Below are 11,826 nucleotides of genomic sequence, written 5' to 3'. Positions count from 1 at the left end.
TCTCAAAAATTACACAATGTGCGAAGTAATCTATGTGATCATATTCGTAATGTTGGAAAAAGTGGGGATTTATCATCGCTTCATTGATACGGAGAGTGATCTTATAAAGGATGATTTGTCACGATATGCTAATAGCAAATCTATGATTAGTAGCCTTAAAACAGCATTAACTGAAATAGATGTTGTTAAAGATCACATAAAATTGGTTTCTAATTCTGAGAAATATGATGCGATAAATAGAGGACATAGTCTACTAAAGCATCGTAAAGGAGGATTGTCTTATGATGAAGCGCGAAAAGCAATAGCTTCACATTATACGCGTTTAAGTAATCTAGATAAAGCAGGTTTAACATTAGCTGAAAAGTCAATCATTTGTGTGAGAAAAGACAATATGAAAGAGATACAGAAGCTATATAAACAAATGCGAGCCAAAGCTATTGGCATATATCTATAATCCAATAAAGATCTTTCTCTTAGTTATGATCATTTAATGAGATTACAAGCCGTAGTTTTATCCATTATGTATCGTAACTCGCAAAATATTGCCTTTCAAAAGCAAAAAAAACACAAAATATTGTTTTTGAAAAATAAAAAAATCATTTTTTCACTGGAAAAGCTTATAAAGAGTTGCTAATTTAATACAGTCAAGTGACATTGATTCTGTAAGTTTAAATCCAAAATAGATTTAATGTCTTAGAGGGGTGTCCCATGAAATAAAAACAAACTCTTTCTTACAGTTCGTAAGAGCGCAAAACAAATTGATGTAAGAACATCTTGGGCGACGCATTGCTTATAGGCTTACGCCTACCATGTTGGTTATAAGCAGATATTCATGATGCGATCAAGAAAGCAAAAAAACAACATCGCAAAAACGCCGCCTAAAGAAAACTTCGCCTTTTAGAACAGACAAAGTATTTCAACATTCGCAAATATCGAAATAACAGAATCTGTCCTGGAATGCAAGTATCAGGACTTGATTTTATGCATTTTACACATACTATAGGCAATGCTTATGCATTGCATACAACAGCTCAAAAAATTACTTATGCATTACGTGGTACTTGGCATGGGCGTTATGGAACAGCCCGTTGCCCTGCTCATGATGATAGGCTGCCTAGCTTATCCCTTGCCAATGGACATGATGGGCGTCTCTTACTTTATTGTTATGCTGGCTGTTCTTTTAGAGAGATCATACAAGCGCTCATAAGAATTGGGTTGCTTGGAAAACAAGCCTTTTTTGATAAAGCTTATGATCAGACGCTCTCTTTCTCAAAACAGATTTCTGCTGATCTCAAACGAGCAAAACAGAAAGCAGAGAGAGCAAAAGCAATTTGGCAACAAAGCCAACCAATCAAAAATACTTTAGCAGAAACCTATTTACGTATGCGGGGGATCACATGTGATTTGCCTGCTGATTTACGCTTTCACGACAAGTGTCCACACCCCTCTGGGGGTACACTGCCCGCGTTGGTGGCTCTTGTTAAGGGCGCAGGTTCCTTTGCCATTCATAGAACCTTTTTACAAGACAATGGCTGCAAAACAGATCAGAAACCAGCAAAAGCCATGTTGGGATCTGTAACGGGTGGTGGGGTGCATTTAAGCCAAGCCAATCCAAAACATCTGGTCATTTGTGAAGGCATTGAAACCGGTCTGTCTCTTTTGTCTGGGTTGTTATCAGAGCCCGTTGATTTATGGGCGTCCCTTTCAACCCATGGCATGATGCATGTGAATTTACCCCATACAAAAGGACGTCTGACAATCGCAATGGACGGCGATGATGCGGGTCGTAAAGCAGGTTTTACCCTCGCTGCGCGTGCCTATAGACAAGGCTTTGAGGTCTTTATGATGCAAGCCCCTTACGGTCTAGATTTCAATGATTTTTTAAGAAAGGTTATAAATGATAGAATATAAAAACAATATTGTAGAGAACAACAATCAAAATGTTTCATGCAATGATAACGATAATGGCTCTTTAAACGATAATATTTGTTTAGAAACCATTCCTTATAAGCAAGCATTGCAAAAAAACGGTTGGGGGGAATTAAAACCACTTGAATATACTCTCTTACCCGTCGAGTCTTTTCATGCTGCGCAAATGCCTTTAACTTTAAGTCGCTATGTTTATGACGTTTCACAGTGTCAACAAGCCCCTATGGATTTTATTGCTGTCTCTGCTCTCTGTGCCTTGGCTGCTGTGATTGGCAATGGCGTGCGGGTTGCCCCAAAACAACATGATGATTGGATTGTGGTGCCTAATCTCTGGGGCGCTCTTATTGGGCAATCGTCGACATTCAAAACTCCAGCCATGAAAGCCGCTTTAACACCTATCCTTGCTTACAAGTGATATTTTTGTCGATTGTTTGTGCCAACAAGCCACGTTGTCACAAAAGCTCCACACGACCACTTAATTCCATGGCTTGAAGCAAACTGCCGTGTTTCACAGGTTTCAACACTATATAATCGGATATTACGAACAATCCTCTTTCTCTACACCTCATCCGTAGGTGTGATCATTTTAAAAGTAACACCACTTGTCACCTGTATGGCACCTGAATAAACTAGTACATCTCTCTTGCAAAAATTTAACTACCGTTTGAAACTCATTTACAAGCTTCTTATCATGAACATGAGAATGTTGTTTAATATAAGCTTTTGACAAGTCAAAGTCTTGTTTATAAATAGCATTCCTGCCCAAAACGTTTATTAAAAGCACTTTAAAAATTTGAAATTAGTAATATTTTTGTATTACTTCTAATGAAGTAGTGACTTTATAGCTAATTGGCTGGCGATAACATTTTTAAAGGATTATCAAGCGTTATTCTTTGTACTTGAGAAGGAGAAAGTTTTGCTTCTTGGAACCAGTTTGCACTGTCTTTCAACCATGTTGGAATATCAGTTCCCCCTAATTGTCCGAGATCTGAACTATAAATCACATTATTAACTTTAGATAATACAGAAAACATGTCTTCTTTTGTTTGATATCCTAGATAAAAAGTTAAAGCGCATTGCTCTATATAAAGCCAATCATGTTCTCCCAGAGCTTGTAATTGTTCTGCAGAAAAACCTGTCATTGGATTAGCCGGTTGATTTAAGAGGAGTCTACAATTGCTTTTTTTTGCTACAGCATCTAGCAAACGTAAAGTTGCATCTTTAGAGGCATGCCCAGAAGAGAGAACAATTTCATTGTCAGCAGCAAAAGTTATGAGTTCGTAAACCTCTGATTTTAGATATCCTTTCTCATCGGTAATAGCTGTTGGCTGCTGAGCAAGAAAAGCAGCATAATTATTAGAAAAATTTCGCTTGAGACGGCTACGATGATGTGTTGGCACAATAGTGGGAAAATGTACAAGCAATTTTGATTTTGAAACAAATTGATAATGTGCTAAAGCGTGTTTAACTGAAAGTAAACTTAAACCACCTGAAGCATAATTAAGAACAATAGAACCAAAAACAGGTAAATTTTGTTCTTGTAAAGCTGTGGCAATTGCAGCTGTACTGCCTAAATGATTTTTAAAAATAACTCCACCTTTGTGTTTAGCATAAATTTGTGCAGCTTCATAAGCTGAATATGCTCTATCAAATAAATCTGGACGCGCATGATAATGAATATCTACAAATTTTAATCGCTTCCGCCAGAACTGTATAAAGGATGTACTCACAACTTTTCCTTCCAAGGAATTTCATAACCTTCTTGAATCCGTATATTTTCAAGCCGCTCTCCGCCTTTAAGCGCAGTCAAAATACGCACTTCTGTTTTATCAACATTTTCAGCACGACGAATAATCTCAGATAACTCTGAATTAGGAAGAACTAAAACACCATTATCATCAGCAAAAACCCAATCTCCAGGAACAATTTTTATTCCTTCAATGATTAAAGGGACCTGCACGGCTCGTATGCGTGCACGGTTTTTACCAGAAACCATATAAATATTTTTTGTAAAAAGAGGATAATGTAGAGCCTTAATTTCAGCAATATCTCGGGCAGAACCATGAATAACAGTCCCTACAATTTTTTGCTGTAGTGCCTTATGAGTTAATATATTTCCCCAACTAGTACAATCACATCGACCATTATTATCAATCACCACGACAGATCCGGCAGGTACATCATCAATATAATTACCAGCATTCGTAAATGTTTTATTTTCTGGACTAAAAGACTCATATTGTACCGTAAATACAGGACCAGCTATTTTAATATTACTTAAGCGTGGTTTAATGTTCGGTAAAGCTCCTTGCAAATATAAACTATCTAAAGCATCAGAAACAGCTGCTGTATCTAATGCCAGTAATCGTTTTTTGAGTATTTCTACATTTTCATCAAGTCTCATTTTTTTCCTCTGTTTTTAAATATCTTTTTAAAACCAACCAAGCTGCATATTCCTGTAAGACTACGCTTAAAAGTGGTCGTGTATAGGGAAAAGTTATAAGATCATCATCATAGCCTTTTATTCGTATAGCCATGGAAGCATGTCCAAGACTTTCCTTCTGACTTTCTAATATCTCCAAAGACGGCGATAAACTAACTTCAACCTCAAGCTGCGGAACATTTTCTTCATTTTTTTCTATTGGCTGAAAATATTTTAAAAGCAGAGGATCATTTCCTAACCAATAAACTTCTGCGTACATTGCTAATTGTTCACGAGCAGTGGTAATTCCTGTTCCAACCAAATATGGACGAAAATAATTTTCAAATTCTTCAATTAAATGCTGTGCCAAAGGCGTTGAAGATTGACCAATCAGTTGTACAAGAACATAAGGACTTTTCCATAAAAAATGCCGTTCGAATGGCTCAGTGGCGAAATGATCATCAACCCAATGTGCAATTGTACTTTCATCAATTCCAATTAAAGTCCATGCATATTGAGCGCGTGTTACAAAAGAATACTTCTTTTCACCATGTTCTAAATACTCTTCTAAAAGGGCAAGAGCTTGTGTAGGCGGACCAGGCAAAACAACAAGGGAACTTTCCTCACAAGAGAGATAAAAACCAGGCGCCGTTCCTGTAGGATTATCGAGTACTTTTGCTGTTTCAGGAAACAATGCTTGACGCGCATTGCTTTTATCCGGTGTAATACCCAATCGCTGTAATTGACTTTTTATTGTTTGCCAAACAGCTTCATGGTGAATTAATGGCCGTTGCACAGCTTTTGCAATTGCATCACGTGTTTTATCATCTGATGTTGGTCCCAATCCTCCGCTGATAATGATAAGATCTTCTTGTCCAAGACAGGCAACTACTGTTTCGCTTATTTGCTGTAATTGATCAGCACAAACAAAATGACGCGTGACTTGTATATTTCTTTTTTCTAAGCTTCGACTTAAATCTTGCAAATTTGTATTCAAATATTGTCCCGAAAGAAGTTCATCACCAACCGTAATAATCGCCGCACGACAGACAGTAACAGGATTTATAAGGGAATTGAGAACAGTTTCTGCCATTTGGCGAGTAGAAGCTGAGCCTCCCAAATCATAGGTCACAGTTTTACCGGCACGAATAACTTGATCAACACTTTCAGATAGTTGTTGCGCTGCATCTTTAAAACCTAAATGATCTAAGAGTAAAGCCGTGGTATAAAGCATGGCAGAAGGATTTGCTTTATTCTGTCCAGCAATGCGCGGTGCACTGCCATGAACAGGTTCAAAATAAGCAATTTTGCTTCCCACATTTGCACTAGGTGCAAGTCCCAATCCTCCCATCACTCCAGCAGCAAGGTCAGAGAGGATATCGCCAAACATATTTTCAGCAACAATGACACCAAACTGCTCTGGCTTCGTTGCAATCCACAAAGCAACTGCATCAACATTATGAATATCTGCTTCAATTTCTGGATAATTTTGTGCAACTTTCTCAAAAATTTCTTGAGCAAACTGACCACTCTCCCGCATAACATTCGGTTTATCAGCAAAAGTAACCCGTTCAAACCCATATTTGCGTGCATAAGAAAAAGCGTATTCAAATAACCGCTCTAAACCAAAGCGTGTCTGCAAACGGACTGTCCATGCTGCCTCCTCAAGACCATATTTTTCTAAATTTGGATGTTTTAACCATGCTGCTGTCTCAGAAGTTATGCCCCGAAAATCCAAACCTGCATAGAGACCTTCGCTATTTTCTCTGATAACACAAAAATGAAAAGGCTTTCTCGAACCAAAGATATATCTGACAGGGCGTATATTTGCAAACAGACCTAACTTTTGACGAAGCTGAATAACAGGAGAAACATAAGAAAGCTTTTTCTCTCTTAAATGGGGGGCAAGCTCTTTTAAAGCAGCTTCTTTTCCTTTGCTGGTCACAGCTCCAAGTAAAACAGCATCACTTTTAGCAATTTTTTGCCAGGTCGCTTTTGGAATAGGATCACCTTCCTGTTTCCAACATTCCCAACCAATATCGCCATAAGTTAATTCAATCGGCAACTTAAATTGCTCCAAAACCATCAATGCAGCATCACAGACCTCTGGCCCCACCCCATCACCAGGTAACACAAGAACTTTCTTCTTCATAACTCATCAATCCATTCATCAATAATTGCATCTGTCATAGTAGGATTATCCTCCCACAAACGCATACCAGCACCAGAAATAATCTTGTATTCATGATTCATACAATGACTTCTTGTTTGATTTTCTACGGTTGCAAGTTGTGACTTTTCACCTACCAAAGCTAAAAACTTTCCAGTGTATTTGATAATCTCATCCCTCGCATCCATTTCCAATAACAATTTAAATCCTCTTGTCATACGTTCAATTGCCATGCTTTTTTGTTCATCAGAAATCTTCAATAAGGTTCTTTTTTTAATTGCCCCAATAGGCTGCACGAAAGCATCTAATATTTCCAGAGCTCCTGACAAATCACCGCTTTCCAATAAAGTAAGAAGATATCCAAGTCGTTGTTGTAAAAGCTTATCTGGATAGCCTGGCGCGTTCACTGCGAGTACGGCTTGAGCATTTGGAAGTTTTGCTGCCAACATTTGTACCAATGTCCCAGCCATAGCAAATCCCACCAGTATAAAAGGCTCCCGAAAGCGATCTTTGAGCTCTGCTATAAGTGAAGGAATAACTTCTATCGTAGAGTTACTAGAAAAAAGAGATAACGTATCTAATAGCGTAACCCTAAATCCTCTTTCTAAAAATAGGTTTTTAAGTGAAGAGCAAAAGGTTCCTTTATCCCAAACTGGCATTACAGGCGCAAGAATAACACTATGAAAATTCATATCATTTAAACCTCCTGCGCCTTTTGTTTCAAAGTTTGGATAGTAACCAGGACCTCTTCCATACCTAAAGGTATTTTAGTCTCTAGCAAAGTTTGATATTCAATGCTTAAATTACTTAGTCCTAAAAGGAGATCAACAGAGCTTCGATGCACAGGTGAATAAAAGGAGTGGCTCTTTAGATTTTCTATCTGTTGCAAAATTTTACCCGTATTGTAATATGTTTCCTTTTTATGAAAATTCAAAAGAGCCAACCATAACTCTAAAGTAAGATTCCCTGCTCCTTTGCCCATCCCCATTAACGAACTATCAATAAAGCTTGCACCGGCTTCTACAGCTGCTATGCTATTTGCCATAGCCATACCTAAATTATCATGTGCATGAAAACCAATTTCTAAAGGTGAGATATCTTTTATTTTTTGCACGAAGTGCGTTACAGTCTCAGGTAAGAGGCTTCCATTAGAATCGGCTAAATATAAAATGCTAGCTCCACAATTAACCGCTTCTATTGCTATGCTTTGTAAATACTTTTCATCTACTTGACTCACTCTCGTAACATTAATACTGGTAGACAGCCCTAAAGAATTGGCATAGTGGCAAAGTGAAAATGTAGACTTAATATCATTTTTATTGAGACAGAGTCTTAAGAGTGTAATCCCTATTTTTTTTAGTTCTCGAATATCCGACTGATTAATATTATGTGGATGTGCAATAATGACAAGCTTAGCGTTCGGAATAGCATCATGTAATAGCTGAATATAATCATTAGAGCAAAAAGCCGTTTGGCCCACATTGTTCATAGGCTTAAACGAACCGTTACGATAACCGATCTCAATATATTCTACTCGAGAATCTGTCAGATTTTTAATATGCTCAATAACGTAATCTAATGAAAAAGAAAATTGATTCCTGTATCCTCCGTCACGCAAAGTAACATCAAGATTTTTAAGCATAGTCCCCTCCCAATTTGGTTGTTTAGTTTGATTGTTTTTCTAAATTAATAAAATAATTTGCTTTTCGAATGTAAATTATAAAACCCACGATACAGCATGTCGCTAATAAAATGGCAACGTTCCATGGATTATGTTGAGACATTTTCCCAATAACCGCAGATCCCAGTGCAGCACTTCCTAATTGCAAAGCTCCCATAACACCAGATGCTGCTCCAGCAGCTTGTGGATGAGATGAAATTGCCAAAGCTGTTCCTAATGGCAACAAAAAACCATTACCAAAAGTAAGAAGAGAAATGGTTATTAAACTTGTTACAAGTGGCCATGGACTTATATACATTTGTAGAGCAAATAATACCCCTCCCAAGACAAAAATAACATATCCACGTCGAATAGTATGTTCCATGGATTCTTGTTTGAGAAATCTTCGCGCTACTAAGTTCCCTAAGACATAAGTTAAAGAAACACCAATGTAACTATAACCAATATAGAAAGTTGATAAGCCTAAGGCTGTGAGGAAAAAAGGTGACTCTACAATGTAAGCAAAATAAGTTGCATATGCAAAACAGGGAATCAGAGCATAAAAGATAAACTGTTTGTTTCTAAAAACACCTAAACTGCCCTTCATGATTCCTACAGGAGCGAAAGATTGACGTTTTGTGGGAGGAAGAGTCTCTATTAATACAAAACAACAGAGCAAAATGGTGAAAAGTATAAAAAGGCTTAAAAAAACAAAAGTGGCTTGCCAATTAAAAACTTGTAATAAGATCCCCCCAATGAATGGAGCAATTGCCGGCGAAATACCAACAAAGGGGAAAATAACCAAATAAAACTTTCCTGCAGCCTTTTTATCCATCAAATCGTTGATAATGGCGCGACTTAAGACAATACCTGAACAGGCTCCAAGACCTTGTAAAAAACGTAGTGCGAAAAAAGCTTGAAGATTGACTGTGTAAATTATACCCACTGTAGTACAAAGCCATAAAAACAAGCCAAACAGAAGTGTTTTTTTACGTCCAAAATTATCACTGAGTGGCCCATAAATGAGTTGTCCAATAGCTAATGCCAGTAAAAAAATTGCCACTGCATTTTGAATCTGGGATTCCGTCACTTGATAGTATTGGCGCATATCTCCAAGCGCCGGAAGAAAAATATCAGTAGAAATCAAACCTCCCACTGATAAACAGACAATAAGTAGCATAAATAATAACGTAGGTTTATAATACATAAAAAAAACTTTAATAGATTATTCTTTAATAATTTCTTACCATCATTTAAAAATGATATAAAATATAATTGTTTTATATTTCATCTTTATCCACAAAATATGAGATATTTTATTAAATATCTGCCTGCTACTATAATATTATTGTATCAATAAAATAAAATCCTATCCTTATAAACAAGCATTGCAACAAAACGGTTGGGGGGAATTGCAACCGATTAATACGGCTCTCTTACCCGTCGAGCCTTTTAGCTTATTACAGTTGCCAACATCATTAATGGACTATGTTTATGACGTTGCGGATAGCCAACAAGCCCCTATGGATTTTATTGCTATTTCTGCTTTATGTGGTTTGGCTGCTGTTATTGGTAATGGCGTGTGCATTGCACCAAAACAATATGATGATAATTGGAAAATTGTTCCTAATCTCTGGGGTGCCATTGTGGGGCAATCTTCGACCATGAAATCACCCACCATGCAAGCTGCTTTAAAACCTCTCTATATCTTTGAAAAGGAATGGCATCAAGAGTGGTTAAAGAAGAAAAAACAGCAAAAAACAAAAGAAATCTTCAATGAATTAGAAATAAAAGAAAAGAAAAGAAAAGCTTACAAAGCATTGAAAAATCAAGATAAGGAACAAGCTCTTGCTCTTCTTTCAAAAGCTCTTGAAGACAACGAAAGTGATGAAGATGACAGTTCTATAAAACGACGTCTTATCGTCAATGATGTGACCGTAGAAAAGCTAGGCGAGTTGTTGAAAGAAAATCCGCGTGGATTATTGATGGTGTGTGATGAACTGACTGGTCTTTTAGCCAATCTAGAAAGAAAAGAATACCAAACAGACCGTGCCTTTTATCTAAAAGCTTTTAATGGCGATCAATCACACACCTATGACCGTATAGGACGTGGAACCATTCATATTCCCATTGCAACTGTCTCTATCATAGGGGGCATTCAACCCCCGCGGATTATTCCACTCATTCAAGCTATACACCGTGGAATAAACGATGATGGTTTATTGCAACGCTTTCAAATGCTAATCTTTCCCGATGTACGACAAAAGCGGTTATGGGTCGATAGACCTTCCAATCAAAAGGCATGGGAAAATTATCAAGGGGTTTTTCGTTCTCTTTATGATAAACCTTTAGGATCACCAAAACACCCCATTACCATACGCTTTTCTGCCGAAGCCCAAGAGATGTTTCGTGTATGGTGGGAAGATTTTCAGAAAAAAATAAATGATGGTTATTTCTCATCAAGTTTACAAGCGCATCTTTTGAAAATGAATAAAACCATACCAACCCTTGCGTTGATTTTTGAACTGGTTGAGGGTGGGCGTTTTGAAATCAATAAAAATGCCCTTGAAAGAGCCTTGTATTGGGAAAAATATTTGTTAAGTCATGTCAAACGTCTTTACGCGGCGGGGAATACATTAATAGCAGATCGTGCCAAATTAATTGTCGAACGTTGTGATTGTTTACCCAATGTTTTTACACACCGTGATATTCATCAAAAAAGTTGGACCTCTTTAAAAGACAAAGAAGCTGTGAAGCAAGCTTTAGAGCTTTTATGTCGTTGTAACTATATTCGTGAAATCTCTGGAGATAATAACTTACAAGGTGGTCGACCTACGATACGTTATGAATGGCATCCTTTAGTGAAAAGCCATAAGACACCTCAATAAAGCATTTGGAAATCTTATGAAAGATTAAAGCCTATACCTTTGTATTCTAGAAGTAATCCCTCAAAGAGCGCCTCATCTATGAGTTTAGAGGGTTTTGAAGGTTTTGAAGGTTCCTTTTACGCCCCTTTATATATTATTTTTCAATCAAAAATAAAAATTATTATATTTCAATATGTTAATGTTTTAAAGAAACAACCTATATTACACACAACATGTAAATACAATCTGTAATATATATAAAAAGGGGTTTTGAAGGTATTTTGAGGGTTTGAGAAACCTTCAAAACCTCTCTATAAAATGTCTCATAAAACTCATCAAAATACTCACTCTGATATTTTAAAACACATAGTACATTTGTCTTTTTTCCATAAAACTAACAGCAAATTTCACTATTTTGCTGAACAGACCTATGCCTCATAGGCTGTGGATAAAAAGCTTTTAAAAAAACTTTTGAAAAAATTTATCCGCTTTTGAATGATTTTACCTCATCTGATACTCGATATTTATCCTAAATGGATTTAATAGGCTTCATTTTAATTATTTTGAAGAAAATTCAATAGAATACATTGTCATGGAGTCTGTTCTTTATGTCTCACCCTCTTTATTCCGATAATGAACACGTCACTTTACGCTCTCTCTTAGAATATTATCGTCAACAAGCAAAATCACCCCGTGAATTAGGAACCATGTTTGAAAACCTTGTCATGGCTTATTTGACAAACGACCCGCTTCAAAAGCAAGAATACGAAAAGGTTCA

At 36.9% G+C, this 11,826-nt stretch carries 10 protein-coding genes and 1 pseudogene; 4 read left to right on the top strand and 7 right to left on the bottom strand.

Translation table 11 applies throughout. The features are described 5' to 3' along the window. Positions 1–49: 49 nt before the first annotated feature. From ACFIKI_RS07790 to ACFIKI_RS07780, 3 genes are all read left to right on the top strand, one after another. Positions 50–454, top strand: coding sequence for a hypothetical protein (locus tag ACFIKI_RS07790; RefSeq protein ID WP_375666648.1), 405 nt, complete (start codon positions 50–52; stop codon positions 452–454). A gap of 527 nt (positions 455–981) precedes the next feature. Then, positions 982–1,911, top strand: coding sequence for a toprim domain-containing protein (locus ACFIKI_RS07785; RefSeq protein WP_375666647.1), 930 nt, complete (start codon positions 982–984; stop codon positions 1,909–1,911). Continuing rightward, a complete protein-coding gene (locus ACFIKI_RS07780) occupies positions 1,898–2,344 on the top strand; it encodes a DUF3987 domain-containing protein (protein ID WP_375666646.1) in 447 nt (148 codons plus the stop codon). The genes ACFIKI_RS07785 and ACFIKI_RS07780 overlap by 14 nt, the downstream gene beginning before the upstream one ends. Here ACFIKI_RS07780 and ACFIKI_RS07775 read toward each other — a convergent pair. The 7 genes and pseudogenes from ACFIKI_RS07775 to ACFIKI_RS07745 form a co-directional block, all read right to left on the bottom strand. After that, positions 2,331–2,565: pseudogene (locus ACFIKI_RS07775) on the bottom strand (nuclease); the annotation flags it as partial. The gene ACFIKI_RS07780 and the pseudogene ACFIKI_RS07775 overlap by 14 nt on opposite strands. Positions 2,566–2,774: 209 nt before the next feature. Then, entirely contained in the window at positions 2,775–3,659 is an 885-nt protein-coding gene (locus tag ACFIKI_RS07770; protein WP_354187390.1) for a DUF6282 family protein, read from the bottom strand. Further along, positions 3,656–4,333, bottom strand: a complete 678-nt coding sequence (locus tag ACFIKI_RS07765; RefSeq protein WP_375666645.1) for an RraA family protein — start codon at positions 4,331–4,333, stop codon at positions 3,656–3,658. Before ACFIKI_RS07765 ends, ACFIKI_RS07770 begins: the two co-directional genes overlap by 4 nt. After that, complete coding sequence (locus tag ACFIKI_RS07760) at positions 4,323–6,503, bottom strand: isocitrate/isopropylmalate family dehydrogenase (RefSeq protein ID WP_375666644.1); 2,181 nt, start codon at positions 6,501–6,503, stop codon at positions 4,323–4,325. The genes ACFIKI_RS07765 and ACFIKI_RS07760 overlap by 11 nt, the downstream gene beginning before the upstream one ends. Continuing rightward, a complete protein-coding gene (locus tag ACFIKI_RS07755) occupies positions 6,500–7,213 on the bottom strand; it encodes an alpha/beta hydrolase (protein ID WP_354187384.1) in 714 nt (237 codons plus the stop codon). Before ACFIKI_RS07755 ends, ACFIKI_RS07760 begins: the two co-directional genes overlap by 4 nt. Positions 7,214–7,218: 5 nt before the next feature. After that, entirely contained in the window at positions 7,219–8,163 is a 945-nt protein-coding gene (locus ACFIKI_RS07750) for a hypothetical protein (protein WP_375666643.1), read from the bottom strand. A gap of 22 nt (positions 8,164–8,185) precedes the next feature. Beyond that, positions 8,186–9,388 (bottom strand): multidrug effflux MFS transporter, encoded by a 1,203-nt coding sequence (locus tag ACFIKI_RS07745; RefSeq protein ID WP_375666642.1) that lies wholly within the window; start codon positions 9,386–9,388, stop codon positions 8,186–8,188. A gap of 145 nt (positions 9,389–9,533) precedes the next feature. Between ACFIKI_RS07745 and ACFIKI_RS07740 the strand changes: the two genes are divergently transcribed. Further along, positions 9,534–11,069, top strand: coding sequence for a YfjI family protein (locus tag ACFIKI_RS07740; protein ID WP_375666663.1), 1,536 nt, complete (start codon positions 9,534–9,536; stop codon positions 11,067–11,069). Positions 11,070–11,826 lie beyond the last annotated feature (757 nt).

Source organism: Bartonella sp. TT121SHDZB, assembly GCF_042193415.1.
Taxonomy (GTDB): domain Bacteria; phylum Pseudomonadota; class Alphaproteobacteria; order Rhizobiales; family Rhizobiaceae; genus Bartonella.
The sequence above is the reverse complement of the archived record's forward strand: the minus strand, read 5'-3'. Positions and strand labels throughout refer to the sequence as shown.